Raw genomic sequence first — 24,896 nt, 5'->3', positions numbered from 1 at the left:
GCGCATCATGACAGTAGAACCTATAAGAAATAAGCTTAAGATCAAGAGAATGTATTACTACCTAAACGAAAAAGATCCCAAGTACGGTTTGTTGTTCAAATTTGGCTTGAACACAGGTCTGAGGATAAGCGATATATTGCCCATAAAGGTAAAAGATATCTTCAACAGTGATGGAGAATTTCGCGATTATCTGGTAATCAAAGAGAAGAAAACCAAAAAAGAAAAAAAGATAAAATTAAATAATGCTCTGCGGAAAGCTATTAAAGATTATGTGGAACAGCAAAGATTATCACCAGACTCTTATCTGTTTCACAGCCGAAAGGGAAGTTATTTTGGCAGGGTGCAGGCGTACAGGGTGTTAAAGGAAGCCGCAAACGCCTGTGGCATTGAGAACTTTGGAACCCACAGCCTGCGCAAGACGTGGGGGTACTGGACGTATAAAATGTCAAAGTACAATATAGGCTTAATCATGGATACATTTAATCACAGCAATCAAAGTATAACTCTTCGCTACATAGGTGTAAGCCAGGACCAGAAGGACGAGCTTTACTCTCTTGTACAGTTTTAAATTAGGTTTGAATGCAACAAAATCTTTATTTTGTTGCATATTTTTTTTCCTTAAATTGCAATATTAAATGCGACATATTTTTTGGAAACCCGAATGATGTTGGATTTCGAAATCATGAATTTTGAAACTCAGAAGTTAGCCGTTCTATTTCCCTGAAAAAGAGCTTTGCTGGCTGGCGGTAACCAAGGATTTTTCTGGGCAAGGTATTACACCAATTCTGTGCCCGCTCAATTTGTGAAAGCGACAATTCACTGATAGCTGTTCCCTTAGGAATCGACCGCCTGACTAGACCATTGTGCCGCTCATTAGTGGCTCGTTCCCAGGCGGAATAGGGGTGAGCATAGTAAATATCAATCCCATGGACGTTTAAATTGGCAAACTCACTACCGTTATCCGCAGTGATGCTCTTAAACACCCGAGAAAACATATGGCCATACTGGCTTTTTAGCCGCTTTAACGCTTCATCCACTGCCTCAGCAGTTTTGCTTGCCAATGGGAGGAGCAGATGATAACGAGTTTTCCTTTCTGTTAGGGTCAGCAGAACATGATCATTAGAGCGTCTTCCGAGAACAGTGTCGATTTCCCAATGGCCGAACTCCTCACGCTTTTCAATGCTATCAGGCCGCTCGCTAATACTCTTGCCGAAAAGGCGCTTGTGTTTTCTCAAAGAATTTCTTCTTCGGTTTACGTCTGGTTTTTATGAAAAGGTCTATATTGCGGACTTTAAGCAAGCAGCGGTCGATATAGTTGTATAGGGTTTTGGTGCAAACCATGGACGAAGGGTCAAAGAGTTTTTCTCGCCGAGCAGCTCCTACAACAGCATCAGGGACCATTTGTCTTGAAGTATCTTTTGCTCAGCATATTGGAGGAAGGATTCAACTTGGAGGATCTTACTTTTTCGGCCACAGAAAGAGCGGTTCTTCTCATATACCGCCTGGCCGGTTTCAGGGAAGTATGCTTCATATGTAGTTAGATCTGTGCGGCGTTGAGTTGTGGTGCCACGTTTTATTTCGCGGTAAATGGTGCTGCGATGGCGGCCAAGTTTTTAGCGATTTGAGATGGTGAGAACCCTTCTTTTAAAAGGGCGCAAATTTTACCTCTTTCATAAGGTGTAAGGTGTTTAAAAGTACGAGGTAATGTGGTATACTCTTGAGTAAGAACCATAGCTGAAACCCTCCGTATGTGTTAGTTTTTTACCAACCAACATCATATCGGGTTTCATGCTATGGTTCAACTATTTTTTGGTGTCGCATTTAATTTTACAATTAACCTTATTTTTTTTTTCGCGAGATTTCCTTGACAGGTCGGTATAAATGTTGTATACTAAAAAATGCTGTATCCATTATGGAGGGATACCCAAGTGGCTAAAGGGGGCAGACTGTAAATCTGTTGGCGCAGCCTTCGATGGTTCGAATCCATCTCCCTCCACTATAAGGCAAAAAAAGCGTATGGCTCTTGATGCTTATAAAAAGAGCATACGCCTTTTTTATAATTTTTGTAATAAAGACAAGGGGTGGCAGCTTGAGGACATTTTTAGCCGTTCATTTAAGCGAAGAAGCCGTGCAAGACCTGTGCCGGATGCAGGAGTTTATAAAAGCTCACAATATAAAGGCGCGATTTACCCCTAAAGACAATTTTCACATAACGCTGAAGTTTTTAGGCGAAATAAATTATACGGATGTACAAAAAATACACGATGCGCTGAAGGGTAAGTTTACAGGGATCCACCCTTTTAATATAAAACTACATAAGGTCGGGTATTTCCCGGGAGATGAAAACATACGGGTGCTATGGGTGGGGGTCGTGGATAAAACAAGGGGTTTAGGCAGGTTGCACAGCATCATAGAAAGCGAACTGGCTTGTGTGGGCATACCCAGGGATAAAAGGCCCTTTAAGTCTCATATAACAGTAGCCAGGGAAGTAGATAAAAGCAGCGAAATTATGGATATAATAAGGTCTTTTTGCTTTTTGTCGGGAGAGTTTGCGGTAGATAGAGTAACCCTTATGGAGAGCAGGGTTGACGATTATAAAAGGATTTATACACCACTGTTTGAAATCAACTTATAAAAAATTAAAAAAGCGGTAGCTATGCTACCACTTTTTGGGTTATCTTTAAGTGCTTTTTAAATATATTTATCGCTCTGGCAATAGCTTCTTTTGAAGGCGGATTTACGTCTTTTAACGTATATTCATAACCTAATTCTTTCCACTTATTTACACCCATTGTATGGTATGGCAGTATTTCTACTCTTTCAACGCTAGAAAGGGTACTGACAAATACAGCCAGTTTTTCTATATCTTCTTGCTTATCAGTAAGGCCTGGTACGAGCACATATCTGATCCACGTAGGTATATCTATATCCGACAGGTGGCGGGCGAACCTCAGGGTCTTGTCATTGGGAACTCCTGTTATATCCTTATGGGTATTACTGTCGATGTGCTTTATGTCCAGCAGTACCAGATCTGTATATTTTAACAGCTTATCAGCTTTTTCTATGTCTACATATCCCGATGTATCTAAAGCTGTGTGGATGTCTTCTTCTTTGCACCTTTTAAATAACTCTGTGGCGAATTCTATCTGAAGTGTGGGCTCTCCACCTGTAAGGGTAAGTCCACCGCCAGAAAATTTCATATATGGTTTGTATTTAACTGCATCCTGGATTATCTCATCGACGGTTACTTCTTTCCCATCCAACATCTTCCACGTGTCGGGGTTATGACAGTACCTGCACCTTAGCGGACAACCCTGTGTAAATACTACATACCTGATGCCAGGGCCGTCTACCGTGCCGCATGTTTCTATGGAATGTATATAGCCTTTCATTCATAACCCCTCCCCACTTTTATACAATATAATACCATACATGATTTTTGTGGTCAATATACTGTATACAATTTAATAAGATTTACAGCGCCTGTACCGTATGGTATTATAATGGTAGATTAAACGAGGTTTAAAATGGGAAGGGAGATTTTTTATGCTGGATGTTATTTCATTAGGTGAAGTGTTGATAGATTTTGTTTCAATGGAGTCAGGCGTAACTTTAGCCCAGTCCCCGGGATTTTTAAAAGCGGCCGGTGGTGCTCCTGCCAATGTAGCCGTAGCGGTTTCAAAGTTGGGTCTAAAGTCGGGTTTTATAGGCACAGTGGGAAATGATCCTTTTGGACGCTTTTTAAGAGACACGCTGAAGGACTACGGCGTGGATACCACATGGGTAAATTTAACTGACCAGGCCAGGACGACGCTGGCATTTGTTTCGCTGACAGCCGATGGGGACAGGGACTTTGTCTTCTACAGGCATCCAGGGGCAGACATGATGTTGCGAAAGGAAGATATTTCTGAAGACTACATAAAATCCGCCCACATTCTTCACTTTGGATCTATTTCTTTAATAGACGAACCGGCCAGGTCGGCTACCCTTTACGCTGTGGAGCTGGCCAGAAAACACGGCCTGATTGTAAGTTACGACCCTAATTTGAGGCTTGATCTATGGCCTGATGAGGATACGGCCAGAAAAGCCATTGTATCCACTATGAACCTGCCTGATATACTCAAGGTGAGCGACGTGGAGATGGAATTTTTGACAGGCGAAAGGGATGTGGATGCAGGGCTAAAGCGGTTAAAGGACAAAACCACGGCGTTGCTTATCCTGGTGACCAGGGGCATAGATGGGGTTGACTATGTATACGGGGATTATAAAGGCCATGTGGATACTTTCAGGGATGTGAAGGCCGTGGATGCTACTGGAGCTGGCGATGCTTTTGTGGCAGGTGTGCTCAGCGGCGTACGTCCTTTTATCAGAGAATTTAAAGAAGGCCACATGGACTTAAAGCTTCTGAATGAGATTTTGAGGACTGCCAATGCTTGTGGTACCATAGCTGTGACAAAAAAAGGCGCGATACCGGCTCTGCCCACTATGGAGGAAGTAAAAAATTTTTTGTCGGAAAGGTGAGGTAGGTGTCTACCAAAGATTTATTGAAGGAAGTGCTAGATGGCGCAAGTAAATTGATACTGTACAGGGGCATTGTGCATCGGCCGGGGATAAGAGAAGTAATCGGCATTGCCAAGGAGCTTTTAAAAGAAAACCCTTCTTTAGGTGTTATATACTCTCTTTACGGCGACCTTTACAGCATTCTTTTGAATTACGCTATAGAAAATGGGGCATTTCAGGACTTATGGCGCAGGGTATTGACCGACGCGGTTGCCTACGATGAAAATGCCTTTAGCCTTATTTCAGAAAGGTACGGCTTTGAGGCAGTGGGCGATTCACTGGCGTGGGAGGCCTTACAGGAGTTAAAGTGGCTTAAAACCTTGAGCAGGCTTGACGTCGTGGGCGCTGTAAAAGAGGTTGTAGACGTTGATCTTGCGCATTTTGAAGGCTGTCTTAAATCCTATGAAAGCTCAGCCCGCGGCTTAAAAGGCGCGAGAGAGGATCTGATCTACCTGTGGGACCGAGAGGATGTTCAGATGGTCCGGTACCTATCAGAGTATTACAGGTCAAATGGCTGCGGGATTTTTGGTCAGTATACAGCTTTTCGATGGGTAGTTGAAGGGTGTGAAGGACATCTTGAAGGTATACGCAACGTGGACCCTGTTACTTTTGATGAGCTCATAGGCTACAGGGATGAGCGGCAGGTGGTCATAGATAATACGCAGGCATTTTTGAAAGGCTTGCCTGCCAGCAACGTGCTGTTGTACGGCGATAGAGGTACGGGCAAGTCGTCCACTGTCAAGGCGTTGCTCAATGAGTACAGCGGTCAGGGCCTGAGGATGGTGGAGGTCAGGCGAGGGGATATGCCCTTTTTGCACGATATTATTGACAGCGTCAGAAACCGTGGCCTTAAATTTATACTCTTTTTCGACGACCTGTCTTTTGATGAGATGGAAACCAATTATAAAGAGCTTAAGTCTATATTGGAAGGGGGAGTGGAAGCTTTGCCTCCCAATGCGGTTGTATACGCCACGTCCAATAGGAGGCATTTGGTCAAAGAGTACCTGCAAGATAATGATTCTGAGGAGCTTCACAGCAGGGATACCAAGGAGGAAAAGCTGTCACTGGCGGATAGATTCGGCATAACCGTTACCTTTTCCACTCCTGATCAAAGAAAGTACCTTGATATAGTAAAAGGCCTCGCTGAGCGATTCGGATTGGATGTGGATTGGAATGTGCTGAGAGAGCAAGCCATTAAGTGGGCTATGTGGCACAACGGCATGTCGCCCCGTAGCGCCAGGCAGTTTATAGACCACATGAGGTATAAATTAGCGCGGTAATAGCGCTAATTTTTTTATGCCATTTTTGTCTTTTAAGGAGGATTTTAGCAAAGGATATGGAATATATTATAAAGACTAACTATGGTGTACCAGCATTTTTAAACTCACTTAATAAAGGGGTTGTTGCCATGAAAAAGGCGTTAATCGTCTGGGGTGGATGGGAAGGCCATGAACCTAAGCAGGTGGCAGAAATATTGGCGGAGGTCTTGAGGGGAAAAGGCTTTTGCGTCGATGTGTCAAATACATTGGACAGTTTCGCTGATTACGAGAAATTAAAAACATACGACCTGATAGTGCCTGAGTGGACGATGGGTACGATTAAACCTGAGCAGTTAAATCCGCTATTGGCTGCTATAAGAGAAGGGACGGGAATAGCGGGGCTGCACGGCGGTATGGGAGATTCTTTCAGGTCAGAAACCGAATATCAGTATATGGTAGGTGGGCAGTGGGTGGCTCATCCTGGTGGCGACGGCGTTACATATACCGTTCATATTTTGGATAAAAGCCACCCTATAACCTATGGCATTGACGATTTTCAGGTGACGTCAGAACAGTATTACATGCACATAGACCCTGCCATAAAGGTTCTAGCAACCACCAACTTTGGCGATGTGGTAATGCCGGTGGCTTGGACCAAAACTTATGGCAAAGGAAGGGTTTTCTATTGTTCTCTAGGGCATACCGCATCCATTGTAAAGATGCCACCTGTGTTGTCCATCATGGCTAATGGCATGGTTTGGGCTGCGCGCTAAATAAGGGGGTGAGTTTGTGGTTGAAAAGGTAAAGGTAGGTATTATAGGTTGCGGCAATATAAGTGGCGTGTACTTTAAAGCGGGAAAGATTTTCGAAAACCTGGAGATAGTGGCGTGTGCTGACCTGATCATGGATAGGGCTAAGGCAAAAGCCCAGGAATTTGGCGTACCCAAGGCCTGTACGGTGGATGAGCTTTTATCTGATCCAGAAATACAGATAGTGATCAATCTCACTATTCCCAAAGCTCACGCAGAGGTTACTATGGCAGCCCTTAATGCGGGGAAAAATATTTACGCTGAAAAACCCATGGCCATAACTTTAGAGGATGGCAAAAGTATCATTAACCTGGCCAAGGCTAAAGGTCTGCTGGTAGGTGGTGCACCGGATACCTTCTTAGGAGGCGGTATTCAAACATGTAGAAAGCTCATAGATGACGGCTGGATTGGCGAGCCTATTGGTGCTACCGCTTTCATGTTGTGCCACGGCCACGAAAGCTGGCATCCGGATCCCGAATTTTACTATCAGGTAGGGGGAGGACCTATGTTTGACATGGGACCGTACTACCTGACAGCTTTGGTGACTCTGATGGGTCCTGTAAAGAGGGTTACAGGTTGTACCAGGATAACCTTTCCGGAGAGGATTATAACCAGCAGACAAAAATACGGTAAGAGGATTCAAGTGGAGGTTCCTACCCATGTAGCGGGAATAATGGAATTTAATAGCGGAGCCATCGGGGTTATTTTAACCAGCTTTGACGTATGGCATAGCCAGCTGCCGCGCATAGAGATTTACGGTTCTGAAGGCACGTTGATAGTACCAGACCCCAACACCTTTGGTGGTCCTGTATATATAAGGCGAAAAGACCATGGAGAATGGAAAGAGGTACCTTTAACCCACGGCTATTCTGAAAACAGCAGGGGTATTGGAGTGTCGGATATGGCGTACGCACTGATTTCGGGTAGGCCCCATAGGGCCAGTGGGCACTTGACGTATCACGTCCTCGAGATAATGCACGGATTCCACATAGCTGCACAGCAAGGAAAGCACTACATGCTTGAAAGCACCTGTGAGAGACCTGCGCCTTTGCCGTTAGGCCTTATGTATGGTACTCTCGATAGGTAAATATAAATAGTGGTAAAGGGGGTATGTGGTTATGGGCGATACGCTCAATGTGGGCTTGGTAGGTTATAAATTTATGGGTAAAGCCCATAGCTTTGCTTATAAAAACGTGAGCATGTTTTTCAATATGCCGTTAAGGCCTAGAATGAAGCTATTGTGTGGGCGAGATGAGGAGGGAGTCAAGGCGGCCGCCGAGAGGTTTGGCTGGGAAGGATACGTGACGTCATGGAAAGAGCTCATTTCCAGGGATGACATTGACATGGTGGATATAACGGCGCCCAGTAATGCCCATAAGGACATCGCCATAGCGGCAGCGGAGGCTGGCAAGCATGTGTTTTGTGAAAAGCCCTTGGCTTTAAACCTTTCTGATGCGAGAGAAATGCTTAAAGCCGTAGAGAGTGCCGGTGTAAAGCACATGGTGGGGTTTAACTACAGGTGTGCTCCTGCCGTGCGATTGGCTAAAAAGCTCATAGATGGAGGCAAGCTGGGCAGGATATTCCACTTCAGAGGTTTTTACCTGCAGGATTGGATTATAGATCCGGAGTTTCCTCTGGTGTGGAGGCTGCAAAAAGAGGTTGCGGGTTCAGGGTCGCTGGGAGACCTGGGCGCTCACCTTATCGATATAGCCAGGTATCTAGTGGGGGAGTTTGATGAGGTCATGGGCATGAATGAGACCTTTGTAAAGCAACGCCCTATGGTTAGCGAGATGACGGGATTAAGCGGCAGAGCGGCTAAAGGTGCCCCCAGGGCTCATGTCAACGTGGATGATGCCACATTGTTTTTATGCCGGTTTAAGAACGGCGCCTTGGGTATTATAGAAGCTACCCGATTTGCCACAGGCCATAAGAACGGCATGTGGTTTGAGATAAACGGCAGCAAAGGCAGCATTAGGTTTGAATTTGAGCGGATGAATGAGTTAAAGTACTATTCGGTGGACGACCCCGAGGGTGAGCAAGGGTTTAAGACAGTACAGGTCAGCGAACCGGTACATCCTTATATGGCGGCATGGTGGCCAGCAGGCCATGTGATAGGGTATGAAAATACCTTTGTACACGAGGTGTACGAGTTTATAAAAGCGGTATCAGAAGATAAACTGCCAGAACCCAATTTCTACGACGGCGTCAGGTGCCAGCAGGTCCTGGAGGCCGTGGATGTTTCCATAGAGCAACGCCAGTGGGTTAAAGTGGATGATATATAAGCGTTTCCGGGTGCAGCGCGTCTGCACCTTAATTTTTTGTAGTATAAAAATCATCGCATAAAGATTAAAAAATTGTTGAAATTATTCAACAAATTTAACTTGACTGTACTTTATTGCACTGATATATTAAAAGGTATTAGATTTAGAAAGGGGAGAAATATGTTCAAACGGTTGAGTGCGATTGTTGCGATTATTGCGATTAGCCTTTTTGCTTTATCGGGGTGTAAGAGCGCATCCACGTCATCAGGAGGAGGAAATACGATAAACGTAGGTGTGGATTATGAATTATCCAACGACCTTGCCCAGTACGGACAGGCGTCACTGGATGGGATAAAAATGGCTGTGGACGAAATAAACAAGGCAGGCGGTGTATTGGGTAAAAAGATCAACCTTGTCATCCAAGACAACAAATCCGATGCCGCTGAGGCTACCAATGTGGCTACCAAGCTGGTAGGGCAAAAGGTAGTCGCTATACTGGGTCCTGCCACATCGGGCAATGTAAAGGCGGTAAGACCTGTAGTTACGCAGAACAAAATTCCCCTGATTACTGGTTCAGCAACGGCTGACGATGTTACCGTAACGCCTAGTGGGGTAGCAGAGTATATTTTCAGGACGTGTTTTAACGATTCATTCCAGGGCGGCAGCATGGCTAAATTTGCGCTTGAACATTTAAAAGCGAAGACCGCCGTTATGTACATCGAGACCACATCGGACTACAGCAAAGGGTTGGCGGCCAGCTTTAAAGATGTGTTTACGTCAAACGGTGGGAAAATACTGGGCGTGGAGTATTACCAGGGAAAAGATAAAGATTTCCGCAGCGTCTTAACCAAGATAAAAGGCTACAATGCCGACGTTATATACGTGCCAGGTTATTACAACGAAGTAGGGCTTATCATAAAGCAGGCAAGGGATATGGGTATAAAGGCGCCTATACTAGGCGGCGATGGTTTTGACTCGGAAGTAGTTCCTAAGGAGGCAGGTTCATCCCTTACCGATGTGTACTTTACCAATCACTACTCTGCTGACGATACCGATCCCAAAGTCGTAGAGTTCATAAAGGCGTTTAAGGAAAAGTACAATAAGGAGCCCAATGCATTCCATGCGCTGGCTTACGATGAGATGTATTTCCTGGCCGATGCCATAAAGAGGGCTAACTCTACCGATCCCCAGAAAATAAAAGACGCCCTAGCTTCCACCAAGGACTTTAAAGGGGTTACGGGAACATTATCTGTAGACGATAAACACAACCCTATAAAATCAGTGGTAGTTGTGGAGTGGAAAGGCGATAAGCAGGTATTTGTAACCAAAATTAATCCATGAAAATAATAATTTGCCAAACAGGAGAAGTCGCCTGTTTGGCATAATTTGTGTGTTGTGAGAGGTGAGATTATGGGGGTTTTTATACAGCAGCTGTTAAACGGTATTTTTCTAGGAAGCATTTACTCCCTTCTGGCGCTGGGCTATACTATGATCTATGGAATCATAAACCTTATCAACTTTGCCCATGGGGATGTGTACATGATAGGCGCTTACGTAGGGTTTGTGGCTGTTACCACATTTCATCTGGGATTTGTACCTGCGCTTATCCTTTCTATGGTAATATGCGCTTTACTGGGGATAGGGATTGAAAAAGTAGCTTATAAGCCCTTGAGAAACTCTACCAGGATAGCTTTGCTTATCACGGCCATAGGGGTGTCCCTGCTTCTTGAGTACGTTACCATGTACGTTGCAGGGCCTGATACCAGAACGTTTCCCAACGTACTGCCAGAGAGGCAGTATGCCTTTTTAAACGGCCAGGTGAGTTTGAGCAATATGCAGCTTTATATGTTTGCTATATCGGTAGTGTTGATGGTATTGCTTCAGTTTGTAGTGCATAGAACCAAGATAGGCAAAGCCATGAGGGCAGTATCTATAGATAAAGATGCGGCGCAGCTTATGGGGATAAACGTGGATAACACCATATCTGCTACTTTTGCTTTAGGCTCGGCTTTGGCTGGAGCTGCCGGCGTGCTGGTTGGTCTGTACTACAATTCCATAGACCCCCTTATGGGGATTATGCCTGGCTTAAAGGCGTTTATCGCGGCCGTGTTCGGTGGCATAGGGAGCATACCCGGTGCTATGGTGGGCGGCTTGCTTTTGGGAATGATTGAGACGCTGGTCAGCGGCTATATTAACTCTAATTTCAGGGATGCGGTTGCCTTTGTCATTCTCATCTTAATACTGCTTATAAAGCCGTCGGGCTTGTTGGGCAAAAATACAGTGGAGAAGGTGTAATTATGAGCGCAGATAGGAAGAGATTTTTGTTAAACGCAGTAGTTCTGGCGCTTATCTACGCGGTGGTTGAAGTCTTGATATATGCGGGTATAATAAACGAGTACTTGCAGCTAAATATATTTTTGCTGGCTATAAACGTTATACTGGCGGTGAGTTTGAACCTCATCACGGGATTTACAGGGCAGTTTTCCCTGGGCCACGCGGGCTTTATGGCCATAGGCGCTTATGTCTCAGCTGTTCTGACGCTGAAGCTCAACTTGCCTTTCCCTGTGGCGATTATCGCTGCGGCTTTGGCGGCAGGATTGGTAGGTGTGCTGGTGGGCATTCCCACACTGAGGTTAAGGGGTGATTATCTGGCTATTGCCACATTGGGTTTGAGCGAGATAATACGTATTATCGCCCTTAATGTCGATTACATCGGAGGCGCCAGCGGATTACCCGATATACCCAGGTATACCAACTGGACATGGATATTCTTTATAACCGTGGCCACAGTAGTAGTAATCCGCAACTTTATAGACTCCTCTTACGGGAGGGCGTGTATAGCTATAAGGGAAGATGAAATCGCTGCAGAATCGGCGGGAATAAATATAGCGTATTACAAAATATTGGCATTCACCATAGGGGCTCTTTTTGCAGGCATAGCGGGAGCTCTTTACGCCAATTATTTCTATATGTTAAAGCCCAATTCTTTCGGTTTTATGAAGTCCATCGATATACTGGTCATGGTGGTATTTGGCGGCATGGGGAGCATAACGGGCTCTATACTGGGGGCAGCGGTTCTCACACTTTTGTCCATGTATCTGCAGAATTTTCCGGAAATTCGCATGATACTTTACGCGCTGATGTTGCTGATTATCATGTTGTACAGGCCACAGGGGCTTATGGGAAATAAGGAGCTTTCGTGGAAAGTGTTTAAGAGAGGTGATAAAGATGCCACCGCTACTGACGCTCAATGACTTGACCAAGACGTTTGGAGGTTTAAGCGCTGTATCCAATGTCAATATCCAGGTGCATCAGGGCGAGATCGTTGGTCTCATCGGCCCCAACGGCGCAGGTAAGACCACCGTATTCAACCTCATAACAGGGGTGTACATCCCCACAGATGGATCTCTTACGTTGCACGGCGAAGTGGAAGTAGATCTGGCCAAGGCATCACCTCATGAAATCGCCCGCATGGGCATAGCCAGGACCTTTCAGAATATAAGGCTTTTTAAGGATATGACGGTCCTTGACAATGTGCTTTTGGCATTTCACGCTCACGTGAGCTACAGCATGTGGGAGGCGATACTGCGCCTTCCTTCCTTTGGCAGAAAGGAACAGGAGTTAAGGGAAAAAGCTGTGGAATTGCTTAAGGTTTTTAACCTGGACAAGAAAAAAGATGCTTTGGCTAAAAATCTTCCTTACGGCGAACAGCGCCGGCTGGAAATAGCCCGCGCCCTGGCGCTTAAACCCAGGTTGTTGCTTCTGGATGAACCTGCGGCAGGTATGAACCCACAGGAGTCTGCAGAGCTGATGGAGCTTATAAAGTGGATGAGAAAGAGGTTTAACCTGACGGTCCTCCTCATAGAACACGATATGTCCGTGGTGATGGGGATTTGCGAGAGGATATACGTGCTGGATTACGGCAAACTTATTGCTGAAGGCACTCCTGATGAGATAAAGAACAATCCTCAGGTCATAAAGGCCTATCTGGGAGAGGAGTAGAAAAATGCTGGAGTTGAGAGATGTACACGTGTATTACGGGGCTATTCACGCCATACAGGGTATATCCTTAAGGGTTGAGGAAGGAGAAATAGTGACCCTTATTGGGGCCAATGGGGCGGGAAAATCTACGACTTTAAATACCATATGCGGCTTAAACAGGGTGCAAAGCGGCAGTGTAATGTTTGAGGGAAAAGACATAACAAGGCTTTCGCCGCCGGATATTGTAAAGTTGGGGATATGTCAGGTACCCGAAGGTCGCCGTATATTTCCCAATATGACGGTGCTGGAAAACCTGGAGCTTGGAGCGTATTTGAGGTCGGATAAAGACGGCATAAAAAAAGACCTGGAAAGAGTATATGGGCGATTTCCTCGTCTAGCGGAGAGAAAAAGGCAGCTGGCAGGTACTTTAAGCGGCGGCGAGCAGCAGATGCTGGCAATTGGCAGAGCGTTGATGTCCAGGCCACGGTTACTCCTTATGGACGAACCCTCTATGGGCCTTGCGCCTATTATCGTAAAAGACATCTTTGAGATAATAAAGGAGATAAACCAAAGCGGCACCACCATACTGCTGGTAGAGCAAAACGCAAAAATGGCCCTGTCCATAGCCCATAGGGCTTATGTCCTGGAGACAGGGCGCATAACACTGGAAGGACAGGCCAAGGATCTAGCAGACAACCCGCAGGTGCAAAAGGCTTATCTTGGAGGATAAGCCTTATTTTTATATGCAAAGTACGAATACACCACAGCTGCAATCGATGCCGCTAACAATGGTATCAAAAACATCATAAAAGCCCACATGCCGCCTATAAATGACCCTATAAGACCTATTAAGCCCGCCAGCACCCATAGCAGTCCTCCGAAGCGGTGGGTTTTGTTCCAGACGTCTTCATCAGCTAACGTCCAGGGAGTCTTTATACCTACGAAATAGTTGTGACGGAGTTTGCCCATGTAATTTCCCATGACGATGATCATTATAGATAAGACAAGGGGTAAAATCCTATCGATTTTGATGCTGTAGTTGAGCGCAGCTCCGGTAGACATTAAGTGTATGATCACAAAGATCAACACCAGGAGCGATCTTATAACCCTATAAGGTCCGGTAAATTTTGCGTAATTGGCTCTTCTCGGGTCAATTAGCGGCAAAAACAGCATTCCCGCATATATCAATGTGGTTAGAGAAGGAGAGAGAAATATGGTAGCTTTTGCTCCATATCTGTCTATATGGCCGGCGGCATTCCAGTGAATAGGTATCTTCTCGGGCAATCTTCCGTAGATCGCAAACGTGATGATCCATGTTATGCATATGACCGCGATCAACCACCAGTCTTTTTTGACCTCAGAAGCCACATTATATTTCATTTCACTCATTTTTATCCTCCTCGCCTTTTATATTGAGCATATCCATAACCCATTGTAGTACATCTTCAAGAACCGATGTGTTCAGGGAGTAATAGATATTTTGCCCTTTTCTCTCGTCTAACACCAATCCTGCCTGCTTGAGTACGTTTAAGTGATGGGAAATACTGGGTTTGGTTATATCAAAGCGGTCTGCGATTTCTCCGGCAGTCATGTCACCTTCTTTAAGCATTTTGAGTATTTTCCTCCTAGTCTCGTCTGCGATGGCTTTAAGTACCATACTCACCCCAATGCAAACACCTCGATTTTTAGATATTTAGATAATTTTCTAAATATATTATAACACTATATAAGTATAAGTCAATAGTCTTGATGTGTCGAACTAAATCGTTATGTGCTGGGGTTGTATTTTGCTATTTCCTGCTGATATATAGATAGATTTTATATATAAAATAGAGTAAAAATATTAAGGAAATTATATTGATTATTTGAAAAATAATTATATAAAACATAAGTTTCTACCTTTCTTAAAATTAAATCTACGCTATACTTTGCAAATTTGTTTGACTGATCTTTTACAATGGCTTTTAGCTTTAATGATTATGACTTTTTATATAGCTTGTAGATCGCCAAAGGGTTTGTTTATCAAGAAAATCAGTACAGGTAGTAATCCTCTCTTACATCTATTTCTTGTAGAACGTAAGTATGTTAAGGTATGGTAATGAGAAAAGACTGTTTTAATCCCTAGGTGGGCTCAAAACTAATTGAGCTGTATACAGTTGTTTTTCCGACGCTTCCAGTTTCAATCCCTCATAGGTAGACTCAAAACCCGTACAGGGCGCTTAAAACGGTATTTTCACGTCAGCGCAATAATGATAATCAATTATCTCAATTATCATTTATGATTTAATGATATTATAATTTTCCATCTAAATCAAGGCTTTTTTTATAAAAAAGTATGTCGTCTAACCCCTGCTATTTTTACACTATCACAGGTCGACGACATTGAAAAGCGATAGCTTTCATTTTGTTTAGATGAACAGCAATTTTACTCTACGCTTGATAGATGGAAGAAGACTGTAGCTTAATATTACCATAATTTATTGATAATGATAAGAACACCATAATCCTATGTCCTTTTTTAATATAAAAAATCTGTTACATAAAGATGGTAGCACTTGACATGCTAATAAAGGTACTTTGAATAAATAAAGGAGAAAAATGGTGAGAGAGTGAGAAAACGTGAGTAATATTCTGAAAAAAAAAAAAACGGAGAATATTCGATGAATTTGACCAAATTTGGACTTTGAAAATGTTTTTATAAGGGAGTATCCTAAATATAGAAATGAAGATATACGTACAATTTAGCTTCTATTTGCAAAATGTACGTATACATAATGTAAAAAGAGAAGGGAAGGTGATATACGAATAAAAAGTAATTGTAAAAAATTACTGGATGATACCAAACCATCTCATATGAGGGTGTGAAGCGATGAAAAATGATCCACTGATTAGGATGAAAGGGATTAGTAAGTCATTTTATGGAGTTCAAGTGTTGAAAGATATAAATCTGGATATATACGAAGGGGAAATTCACGCTATATGCGGTGAGAATGGCGCTGGAAAATCTACTCTGATGAATATTTTGACAGGGAGTTTGCAGCCGGATTCTGGAGATATATTTTTTGAAAATAAAAGAGTTAAATTCAGTGAACCTAAGGATGCTCAAAAAATTGGAATAGGTATTGTACATCAAGAGTTAAGCCTTTTCCCACATCTAAGCGTACTGGAAAATATCTTTGCAGGAAGATTGATAGTCAACAGCAGAGGAATTGTAGACAAAAGAAAAATGAATGAAGTGACAAAAGAGATTCTCGAGAAACTCAACGCAGATATTGATCCTGAAGCGATTGTTGGTAATTTAAGTATTTCACAGCAACAAATAGTAGAAATTGCTAAAGCAATATCAATGGACTGCAGAGTTCTTGTTTTGGATGAGCCTACTTCGGCTTTGACGGATGCGGAGGTTGAAAATTTATTTAAGGTGTTAAGTATTTTAAAGAGAAGTGGCATTGCGATATTATATATCAGCCATAAAATGAACGAAATTTTTAAAATATGTGAAAGATGTACGGTTTTAAGAGATGGTGTACATGTGTGGACAAAGAAAATTTCGGAAATTACAGTTGACGAAGTGGTTTCTTCAATGGTAGGACGGAAATTGGAGAGCATTTATCCTCCTAAAAGCGAGAGGCGAGGTGATGTTAAACTTGAAGTTAATGGTTTGACGAGAAATGGAGTATATAGAGATATTTCTTTTAAATTATATGAAGGAGAAATTTTAGGTTTATTTGGGTTAATCGGCGCTGGGAGAACAGAGATAGCGAGAGGCATATGCGGGATAGATCGCGTAGATAGAGGAGAAGTAAGATTGTTGGGTCAAAAAATTCCGCTAAATAATGTGCGCAGTTCGATCAAAAATGGACTGGTATACATCACTGAGGACAGGAAAGGAGAAGGTTTATTTTTACAAAAAAGCGTAAGGGAAAATATAATAGCTGCTGATTTTAAGCAGGTGAGTAGAAAGGGTTTAATACAAGAGGGTGCTGTATCTAAAATAAGCCAAGAGTTTAAAGAAAAATTGGGTATAAAGTGTAGAGATATAAATCAGAGGGTTATTAATTTAAGCGGAGGGAATCAGCAGAAAGTACTTCTTTCAAGGTGGCTGGCTGTTGACCCACAAGTCCTCTTGCTTGATGAGCCTACGCGTGGGATTGATGTTGGAGCAAAGCATGAAATCCATGAGCTTTTGAGAAGATTGGCCAATGAAGGTAGAGGGATAATTGTTATCTCATCAGATTTACCTGAGATATTAGGCATAAGCGATAGGATTCTTGTGATTTACCAAGGTGAAATAACAGGAGAGCTAGTTGCAAAAGATGCAAGCGAAGAAATGGTTATGCAATATGCAACTGGTAGAAAAAAAGACACAAGACCACTGCACATTGAGGAGGCATAAGCAATGAAATTCAAAAATGTATTTGCGGTTAGAGAAACTTCAATTATATTTATTATATTGGCGATGGCAATTTTAATGGCTCTTTTTATACCTGGATTCCTTACATCCTCCAATATAGCTACGACGTTAGTGGGCCTTTCGATGGATGGCGTCATTGCAATAGGTATGACTATAGTGTTGGTGCTAGGAGGAATAGATTTGTCGGTAGGCTCGGTGATGGCTTTAAGTAACGTAGTAGCTGGCATGTTGATAGTTAATGGCGTGAATGTATGGATCAGCGTCTTGGTTTCAGTTTTAGTGTCGGTATTAGCAGGTGTTGTAATTGGTGTATTCGTTACTAAAATTCAGATGAATCCGTTTATTACTACTCTAGGTATGATGTCTATTGCAAGGGGGATTGCGTATGTCTTTACCAAAGGCTCTCCTGTAAGCCTTGGAAGTATATCTAAGATGTTTGATTTTATAGGCCGGGGAAGTTTTTTGGGGATACCAAATCCTGTTATTATATTGTTTATTTTAGTAATTGTTTTTGACTATCTTATGAGAAAGTCAGCAGTGTTTAGGCAGGTTTATTTCGTTGGTTCTAACGAGAAGGCGGCGTATTTATCAGGTATAAACGTTAATTATACAAAAATGCTGGTTTATACGATAAGTGCTACATTGTCAGGTATAGCTGGCATTGTAACGCTTGCAAGGTTTGGGGTGGCAACTCCCACTGTTGGTACAGGTGCTGAGTTACGAGCAATAGCTGGTGCTGTAATTGGCGGTGCAAGCCTTACCGGTGGCGTTGGGACGATTTGGGGTGCGCTTCTAGGCATCCTGTTGGTTGGGTTGGTTAATAATGCATTAGTGCTTATGAATGTTTCTGTATACTGGCAAAGCCTTGTAACTGGCATAGTTTTAATAGCAGCAGTTATGATCGATATATATGTAAATAAAAATCAGAATAAGGCTTAAAAATCTTTATAAGGGGAGGAATATAAGCAATATGAAGCGATGTGCTAAAAAGATATTTGTGTTATTTGTTGCGGTGACGGTCATTATTACAGGTTTATTATCAGGCTGTAATAAGCTGTCAAATAATTCAAAGACAACATCTTCTTCTTCAGGAAGTCCATTAGTTGGTTCTAAAAGTGAAAAATATGTAATGGTGACATTTGTGTCAGGCATTGAATATTGGAAAGGCGCATATAAAGGCATGCAGGATGCAGCTAATAACTTGGGTGTGACGGCTCAATATACAGGCGCAAATGAATACGATATAAATCAAGAAGTTACGGTTTTAGAACAAGTTATAGCGCAAAAACCAAGCGGTATATTAGTAACGGCTATCAATCCTGATGCGCTTAAAGAACCAATTGATAAAGCAATAAAAGAAGGTATACCTGTTGTAACGTTTGATGCTGATTCACCAAAATCTTCTCGTTATTCTTATCTTGGCACATCAAATTATGATGCTGGAGTTGTTGCAGCAAGAACCCTTGCAAAGTTAGTAGGGGGAAAAGGAGAGGTGGGAGTAATTACGATCCCGGGTCAGTTGAATCATGAGGAACGTACGGCGGGATTTAAGGATACTATTGCTAAAGAATTTCCTAATATGAAAGTAGTCTCAGTACAGGATGGTAAATCAGATCAGGTTGCTTCAGCTCAGGCTATGGGTAGCATGATGCAAGCTCATCCCAATTTAGTAGGAGTGTTTACGACAGAAGCTTCTACAGGCGTGGGCGCAGCGACTGCAGTGAAGGAAGCCAATAAAGTGGGGAAGGTTCATATAGTGAGCTTTGATACGGATAAAGGGACTCTTGACAATATCAAGGAAGGAGTAATCGACGCTACCATTGCGCAGGGCACGTGGAATATGGGGTATTGGGGTATGATGTTTTTGTATAACATCAAGCATAATTTAGTTCATCCTGTCGGTGGAAATTGGCAACAGGCTAAAGTTGCACCTTTACCGGCTTCTGTAGATACGGGCGTTAATGTGGTTACTAAGGATAACGTTAATTATTTTTACAGTAAATAAATTTTTGTCAACTGATTGATTAGTACCTCCTGTTTTTTGTTAATTCGAGGTAAGTTCTACAGGAGGTACTTTTTACTTTTCCAAATTTTGTTTTAGCTCATTTTAAATAGCCTGGGACAAAAAACCTTTTGATTACCAAGTAAAGTGAAATTATATATGGAGATCCTCTTTTTTTCTGATAAAATAAAGGTAAATAAAGTATTATTTGTTCAATAATACAGACGACAATACAATAGCCGCAGTCTCCAGTTATAACGATTTTTAGATGGAAGAAAAATTTGTAGAGTTGGTGTTGAATAGTAAACACTGAGGAGGCGAATTAAGTGGAATCTTATGTCCTTACGGTAACTTTAAACCCTGCACTAGACAAAACTATAGTCGTTGAAAAATTTAATGTGGGTGGTCTAAACCGTGTTCAAAGTATGAGAATTGACGCTGGGGGAAAGGGCATAAATGTTGCAAGGGTTTTGAAAAAATTTAACATAAATGTTTTAGCTACAGGTTTAATAGCGGGTGTTCAAGGACAATTATTATTAGAATATCTAGAAAAAGATGGTATTAAAAACGATTTTTTAAAAGAACACGGCAATACGAGGACAAATCTAAAGATTATAGATAAACATTCAAACCTTGTGACAGAAATTAACGAAATGGGGTTTTCTGTGTCTACAGAAGTGTTAAACGAATTTAAAGAGAAATATACACGTCTTATAAAACAAGCGATGTTTGTTGTTATAAGTGGAAGTTTGCCTCCTGGTATAGACAATGGCATTTATTACGAGCTAATTGAGATAGCGAGAAAAGAAGGTGTTAAAGCTATTTTAGATGCAGATGGTGAGGTATTAGCAGAAGGCATAAAAGCGTTGCCTTTTGCTATAAAGCCTAATATTTTTGAGTTAGAGATGTTATTTGGGAAAAAGCTAACTGATGATAGGGATATTGTAAATGCAGCAAAAAGTTTATTAGATAAAGGAATAAAGATTGTGATCGTCTCCATGGGAGCAGATGGGGCAATAGTTTTGGATGAAAAAGAAGTATACAGAGTAAAGAGCTATGAAATCGATAGAAAAAGTGCGACAGGAGCTGGTGATTCTATGGTTGCCGCTCTGGTGTATTGCCTTTTAAATGGCTACAGTTTGTTTGAAATAGCTCGTTGGACTACGGCTGCTGGAACAATAACGGCTTCAAAACCTGGAACTGAAGTATGTTCATTTAAAGAAGTTCAGGAGGTTTTAGATAAAATCCAAGTAGAAAGAATTTAGGTGGTGATGGTGTGAATTAAAAAAGTTTATTTATAGTTGTTATTTATAAATTTTTAAGGTTATAGAGGTATTCGACATAAGCGGCAAAGTGTAAATGTGCTTTGTCTTTTGATTATAAAAACGTCGCGTAGAGGTGCTCTTTTTGTCAGGCTTTTTGTGATATAATAAATGTGTATAGGACGAAGGAAAAGGGGGATAGAATGCCTCAAACATACGATTTAACTCTAAAGAGCATATTTTCAGATATAGCAGACGATATAATCATATATTTAACGGGTATTAACCTTAGAAAGCTAGATGAACTTAATATAGAGTTTGCAAGGGTAGAGCGCAGGGATAGCGATATGATATTTAGGTGCGATACGGATACGGGAGAGATCGCCGTTCATATAGAGTTTCAGTCCGATAACGACAGAGTAATGCCGTACAGAATGCTTCGATACGCGCTGGAAATAATAGAAAAACACAAACTTATGCCGTATCAGGTGGTGCTGTATATAGGTAAGGACAGGGTAAAAATGGACAATGGTATTAACTATGAGGTAGGAGACAATAAACTTGATTATAGATATAGGATAATAGATGTAGGTGAAATCAGGTTTTCAGAGATAGCGGAGACAAAATATTTTGATCTTTACTCGCTTCTGCCGATAGTTGATAGGAACAGGAGGATCGAAAAAGGAGAAAAGTATCTCAAAATGTGCGTGGACTTAATTAAAGATGCGCCTATTGATGTGGACAGAAAGAGATCTATAGCATTTAAAGCTGAGCTGCTTTCAAGTATTGTATATAGTCAGGAAATCATAAAGAAAATTTTTGAGGGGGTGGAAAAGATGTTAAAGCTAGAAGAACTACCATCTTACAAGATGATTATGGAGAAGGGCATAGAGAAAGGTATAGAAAAGGGGATAGAAAAAGGTATAGAAAAAGGCAAAACGGAAGTAGTGCTGAAACTTCTTAATAAAAAATTTAAGAATTTTCCCAAAAAGTACGAAGAGTTGGTAAAAAGCGCTGACAGTAAAATTTTAGAAAAGATAACAGATGATATATTCGATATCGAAAAGCCGGAAGATTTGGAGAAGTATTTTGATAAGTAGCATATAATTTACCTCACGGGCACGTTTGAACGGATATAGCATTCAAACGTGCCTTTTTTATGTGTGTGCGGCAAGCACATAGAACAACCTAATAAACAGGAACTGCTTTTTTTCCTCGCCATCGAGTTTCCTATCGCATACAACGACAACGTCAGGTTTGAAGGAAATCTTACGCCAAAAGGTGCACTGTATACTCTGCAAATTTTATCTTTGAGGTAATTATAAAACTGATTAAATATCGCGCTTAAATCTCCCGATGTATTCTTGATTGCGGAGACATCAAATAATTACCGTACGAGCACACTTTATTTTCCCTTGGTAATGTCATAGAGTTAGCCTGTAGCGAAAAAGTTCATCTATAATTATCTTTAATATATTGGATCCACTGTTTGTATATATCTTGTTCAGATACACCAAATATTTCTTTATATGATGAAGGCTTTTTTACTAATTTCATAATATCATTTATGCCATATTTTTTATCGAGAAATTCTATGTACGTATAAGAAAAAGCGTAGAGCCCTTTGTTGCCGAATTCAATAGGATTACTTATTTTTGTATCTTCTATGCTAGGAACATTTTCTAATGGATAATTTGGTTTACTATTACCTGATAAATAACCTGCCAACCCCTCGTTTAAAAATTTCGGCGTTTTTTTGTTTATTTGATAAATTACCGTATGAACATATTCGTGTACCACGGCCTGAACTACGCTGTTATAGTCATGCACTGGTCCTGGATTTAACGGTGAAACAATAATTACTTTATCTTTTACATTATCTCCGATATACCAGTCAGGAGCTAAAATCATGCCTAAATAACCATATTTTTTTGTGTGAAAGGTTGGGAGATCGGGATAAACGTATACCTCTGTTTTTCCGATTTTATTAAAATTCATGGTCGTATTAATTTTTTTATAGGTTTTATCTAAAACTTTTGCCATATCTGATACTGCCCTTTCATCTTGCTTTTCATAGTAAAAAACAAAATTATTTGTCTCTTGGGATGTCATTTTTTCTGTCTTTAAACTTAATTTAGGTAAAAACATAATTATTAGTATTAGTATAAGTATCGCAATAATAACTGACGCAATTTTTAACTTTTTCTGCATAAATACTCCCCTTTTCACAAATATATACAGTTTATTATATCAAGAAAAGAGTAAATTGTTAAAAGAAAACGGTTGATTTTTGTCTTTGGTATAGTAAAATGAGTAGTGGATTACAGATTTTATCTGTAGAGAGGAGAATTGATCATGAAGGTTTTACCTCCGTATTTAGGTGCTGCTTATTACCCTGAGGACTGGCCTCTGGAGCAGGTTGATGAAGACATTGCACTGATGAAAGAGGCCGGGGTAAATGTAGTGAGGGTAGGGGAATTTGCCTGGAGCCGCATGGAGCCTCAGGAAGGCGTTTACGATTTTCAATGGCTGCACACAGTGGTAGACAAGCTGGCAGAGGCGGGAATTGCCGTCATCATGTGCACGCCTACATGTACCCCTCCCATATGGCTTGTGGAGAAATACCCGGAGGTTTTAGTGGTGCTGGATGATGGAACCAGGGCGCAACACGGTGCCAGAAGGCACGCGTGCCCCAATAACCCTGTTTACAGGGAGTACTGCGAGAAAATAGTGACAAAGCTGGCAGAAGAATTTGGACAGGACCCCAACGTCATAGGATGGCAGATCGACAACGAGCTGTATCCTCCTCATGGAAGAGGTTGTTGCTGTCCTGTATGTCACAGTAAATTCATTGATTCTATGCGCAGCCAATTTGGGACCATTGACAATTTAAATAAGGCGTGGTGCACAGATCTTTGGAGTCAAACCTATAAATCTTTTGATCAACTACCTATTCCCAGATCTGATACATGGCATCATCCGTCGCTGCTTACGGCATGGATGAACTTCCAATCCGACTCTTACGTGGATTTTACCCAAGCCCAGGTGAAGATATTACATAAACTGGCCAGGCAGCCTGTGGGCACTGACATGATGCCTGTAAATGGCCTCAACTATAAAAAGATGAGCCAGGTATTAGACGTAATTCAGTTCAACCACTACAACAACATGGACAATCTGTGGCAGGCGGCTTTTTGGATGGATTTTATACGGCCTTTAAAAGACACTCCTTTCTGGAATACCGAAACCCAGACGTGCTGGAATGGTTCTACTACTGCTAACGGTTACAAGGACGAAGGCTTTTGCAGGGTTAATTCCTGGCTTCCCATAGCGTTGGGAGGAGAAGCCAATCTCTACTGGTTATGGCGGGCCCACTGGAGCGGGCAGGAACTGATGCACGGCTCAGTAATATCCAGTTGCGGCAGACCTTTGCACATATTTGATGAGGTCAAAGAGGTGGCTGATGGCTTCAGGCGATCAGGTGAGTTTTTGCGGGGCACAAGGCCCGTAAAATCAGGGCTGGCAGTGCACTTTTCCGGTTATGCGTGGTGGTTGTTCCAGTTCCAGCCTATGGTAAATGGGTTTAATTACGCTGACAGGATGCTCAATGGGGTTTACCATCCTCTGATAAAAGCTCAGCTCAGGCCGGACATTATTGACCCTGCATCCTCTCTGGAGGATTATAAGGTGGTTATATCGCCTTTTTTGCCCACTCTGGAAGAGTCGGGGTTGAAAGAAAGGCTGAAGGACTGGATATATAATGGCGGCACGTGGATTGTAGGGCCTTTGTCCGACGTGCGCACCATCCACGCCACCAAGTACACTAAAGCTCCTTTTGGCTATCTGGAGGAATGGGGCAAGGTATACTGCAAGTACCAGATTCCGGGAGATCCTAAGGACTTTACGGCACAGTGGAGCGATGGCAGGACATTTAAAGGCTCTATATGGTATGATGGCTTTGAAACCCGTGGGGCAGAGGCTATGGCTGTCTACACCGAAGGGCCTCTGGCAGGTCTGGCAGCCATTACGAGGTGCAGGATGGGAAAAGGACAGATAATCGTCCTGGGTACCATGCCTTCTGAAGAGGATTTTCAGAGGTTGGTAGTGGATGTGGCCAGAGAGGCTGGTATTTCGCCTTTTGACGCTTCCAGTAACTTGCTGGTGGTGCCCCGATCTGGTGAGGCGGGATCGGGAATGGTGGTTTTGGAGATAGAGCATCGCGAGGGTAGTTTAAAGCTGAATAAAGACATGGTGGATGTGCTTACAGGTAATGTTTACAGAGGAGATGTAACTGTGGCACCGTATTCTGTAATGGTGCTAAAGGATGTTTAAAGGGTTTTAATGGGGA

General features: G+C 42.2%; 22 protein-coding genes, 1 tRNA gene and 1 pseudogene. 19 read left to right on the top strand and 5 right to left on the bottom strand.

Translation table 11 applies throughout. From position 1 onward, the window contains the following. Nucleotides 1–7: 7 nt before the first annotated feature. A complete protein-coding gene (locus CALPO_RS0106465) occupies nt 8–568 on the top strand; it encodes a tyrosine-type recombinase/integrase (protein ID WP_026486601.1) in 561 nt (186 codons plus the stop codon). Between the two features lie 112 nt (nt 569–680). On the opposite strand, the pseudogene CALPO_RS13410 reads toward CALPO_RS0106465, so the two are convergent. Continuing rightward, nucleotides 681–1,732: pseudogene (locus CALPO_RS13410) on the bottom strand (IS30 family transposase). A 182-nt stretch (nt 1,733–1,914) separates the two neighbouring features. Between CALPO_RS13410 and CALPO_RS0106455 the strand changes: the two are divergent. Both CALPO_RS0106455 and thpR read left to right on the top strand, forming a co-directional pair. Continuing rightward, nucleotides 1,915–1,996 (top strand) — tRNA-Tyr (locus tag CALPO_RS0106455). 93 nt (nt 1,997–2,089) lie between these two features. Then, a complete protein-coding gene (thpR, locus tag CALPO_RS0106450; protein WP_026486600.1) occupies nt 2,090–2,635 on the top strand; it encodes an RNA 2',3'-cyclic phosphodiesterase in 546 nt (181 codons plus the stop codon). 19 nt (nt 2,636–2,654) lie between these two features. Here thpR and pflA read toward each other — a convergent pair whose 3' ends face one another. Further along, on the bottom strand, nt 2,655–3,392 hold the full coding sequence (pflA, locus tag CALPO_RS0106445) for a pyruvate formate-lyase-activating protein (protein ID WP_026486599.1): 738 nt from the start codon (nt 3,390–3,392) through the stop codon (nt 2,655–2,657). Nucleotides 3,393–3,546: 154 nt separating this feature from the next. Here pflA and CALPO_RS0106440 point away from each other — a divergent pair, with 154 nt between their 5' ends. The 10 genes from CALPO_RS0106440 to CALPO_RS0106395 all read left to right on the top strand — a co-directional run bounded on the left by CALPO_RS0106440 (nt 3,547) and on the right by CALPO_RS0106395 (nt 13,600). Next, on the top strand, nt 3,547–4,521 hold the full coding sequence (locus CALPO_RS0106440) for a PfkB family carbohydrate kinase (protein ID WP_026486598.1): 975 nt from the start codon (nt 3,547–3,549) through the stop codon (nt 4,519–4,521). Nucleotides 4,522–4,526: 5 nt separating this feature from the next. Next, nucleotides 4,527–5,840 (top strand): ATP-binding protein, encoded by a 1,314-nt coding sequence (locus CALPO_RS0106435; protein ID WP_026486597.1) that lies wholly within the window; start codon nt 4,527–4,529, stop codon nt 5,838–5,840. Nucleotides 5,841–5,968: 128 nt separating this feature from the next. Next, nucleotides 5,969–6,592 carry a ThuA domain-containing protein gene (locus tag CALPO_RS0106430; protein ID WP_026486596.1) on the top strand — a complete coding sequence of 208 codons (624 nt, stop codon included), beginning with the start codon at nt 5,969–5,971 and terminating at the stop codon, nt 6,590–6,592. A 16-nt stretch (nt 6,593–6,608) separates the two neighbouring features. Further along, a complete protein-coding gene (locus CALPO_RS0106425) occupies nt 6,609–7,715 on the top strand; it encodes a Gfo/Idh/MocA family protein (RefSeq protein WP_026486595.1) in 1,107 nt (368 codons plus the stop codon). 31 nt (nt 7,716–7,746) lie between these two features. Next, entirely contained in the window at nt 7,747–8,910 is a 1,164-nt protein-coding gene (locus CALPO_RS0106420; RefSeq protein WP_026486594.1) for a Gfo/Idh/MocA family protein, read from the top strand. 159 nt (nt 8,911–9,069) lie between these two features. Beyond that, nucleotides 9,070–10,230 carry an ABC transporter substrate-binding protein gene (locus tag CALPO_RS0106415; RefSeq protein ID WP_035172436.1) on the top strand — a complete coding sequence of 387 codons (1,161 nt, stop codon included), beginning with the start codon at nt 9,070–9,072 and terminating at the stop codon, nt 10,228–10,230. A 69-nt stretch (nt 10,231–10,299) separates the two neighbouring features. After that, nucleotides 10,300–11,184, top strand: coding sequence for a branched-chain amino acid ABC transporter permease (locus CALPO_RS0106410; RefSeq protein ID WP_026486592.1), 885 nt, complete (start codon nt 10,300–10,302; stop codon nt 11,182–11,184). A 2-nt stretch (nt 11,185–11,186) separates the two neighbouring features. Then, on the top strand, nt 11,187–12,143 hold the full coding sequence (locus CALPO_RS0106405) for a branched-chain amino acid ABC transporter permease (RefSeq protein ID WP_026486591.1): 957 nt from the start codon (nt 11,187–11,189) through the stop codon (nt 12,141–12,143). Continuing rightward, the gene (locus CALPO_RS0106400; protein ID WP_026486590.1) at nt 12,118–12,891 is read left to right on the top strand and encodes an ABC transporter ATP-binding protein; all 774 of its coding nucleotides are present in this window, start codon (nt 12,118–12,120) and stop codon (nt 12,889–12,891) included. Before CALPO_RS0106405 ends, CALPO_RS0106400 begins: the two co-directional genes overlap by 26 nt. 4 nt (nt 12,892–12,895) lie before the next feature. Further along, a complete protein-coding gene (locus CALPO_RS0106395) occupies nt 12,896–13,600 on the top strand; it encodes an ABC transporter ATP-binding protein (protein WP_026486589.1) in 705 nt (234 codons plus the stop codon). Here the strand turns inward: CALPO_RS0106395 and CALPO_RS0106390 are convergent. Further along, entirely contained in the window at nt 13,585–14,259 is a 675-nt protein-coding gene (locus tag CALPO_RS0106390; protein WP_026486588.1) for an SdpI family protein, read from the bottom strand. The two genes, CALPO_RS0106395 and CALPO_RS0106390, sit on opposite strands and share 16 nt — an antisense overlap. Continuing rightward, entirely contained in the window at nt 14,252–14,527 is a 276-nt protein-coding gene (locus CALPO_RS0106385; protein ID WP_035172434.1) for an autorepressor SdpR family transcription factor, read from the bottom strand. Before CALPO_RS0106385 ends, CALPO_RS0106390 begins: the two co-directional genes overlap by 8 nt. Nucleotides 14,528–15,739: 1,212 nt before the next feature. Here CALPO_RS0106385 and CALPO_RS0106380 point away from each other — a divergent pair. The 5 genes from CALPO_RS0106380 to CALPO_RS0106360 all read left to right on the top strand — a co-directional run bounded on the left by CALPO_RS0106380 (nt 15,740) and on the right by CALPO_RS0106360 (nt 21,648). After that, nucleotides 15,740–17,266, top strand: coding sequence for a sugar ABC transporter ATP-binding protein (locus tag CALPO_RS0106380; RefSeq protein WP_026486586.1), 1,527 nt, complete (start codon nt 15,740–15,742; stop codon nt 17,264–17,266). A gap of 3 nt (nt 17,267–17,269) precedes the next feature. Beyond that, on the top strand, nt 17,270–18,223 hold the full coding sequence (locus tag CALPO_RS0106375) for an ABC transporter permease (RefSeq protein ID WP_026486585.1): 954 nt from the start codon (nt 17,270–17,272) through the stop codon (nt 18,221–18,223). Nucleotides 18,224–18,254: 31 nt separating this feature from the next. After that, nucleotides 18,255–19,289, top strand: coding sequence for a substrate-binding domain-containing protein (locus tag CALPO_RS0106370; RefSeq protein WP_026486584.1), 1,035 nt, complete (start codon nt 18,255–18,257; stop codon nt 19,287–19,289). Between the two features lie 323 nt (nt 19,290–19,612). Beyond that, nucleotides 19,613–20,551: a 1-phosphofructokinase gene (gene pfkB / locus CALPO_RS0106365; protein WP_026486583.1), complete on the top strand. Its 939-nt coding sequence runs from the start codon at nt 19,613–19,615 to the stop codon at nt 20,549–20,551. A 200-nt stretch (nt 20,552–20,751) separates the two neighbouring features. Next, a complete protein-coding gene (locus CALPO_RS0106360; protein ID WP_026486582.1) occupies nt 20,752–21,648 on the top strand; it encodes a DUF4351 domain-containing protein in 897 nt (298 codons plus the stop codon). Between the two features lie 352 nt (nt 21,649–22,000). Here CALPO_RS0106360 and CALPO_RS0106355 read toward each other — a convergent pair whose 3' ends face one another. Next, nucleotides 22,001–22,759, bottom strand: a complete 759-nt coding sequence (locus CALPO_RS0106355) for a gluzincin family metallopeptidase (protein ID WP_026486581.1) — start codon at nt 22,757–22,759, stop codon at nt 22,001–22,003. Between the two features lie 144 nt (nt 22,760–22,903). Here CALPO_RS0106355 and CALPO_RS0106350 point away from each other — a divergent pair, with 144 nt between their 5' ends. Further along, nucleotides 22,904–24,880: a beta-galactosidase gene (locus CALPO_RS0106350; RefSeq protein ID WP_026486580.1), complete on the top strand. Its 1,977-nt coding sequence runs from the start codon at nt 22,904–22,906 to the stop codon at nt 24,878–24,880. Nucleotides 24,881–24,896 lie beyond the last annotated feature (16 nt).

Origin of the sequence: Caldanaerobius polysaccharolyticus DSM 13641 (genome assembly GCF_000427425.1) — a bacterium.
Lineage (GTDB): Bacteria > Bacillota > Thermoanaerobacteria > Thermoanaerobacterales > Caldanaerobiaceae > Caldanaerobius > Caldanaerobius polysaccharolyticus.
This window is presented reverse-complemented; position numbering and strand designations above follow the sequence as displayed.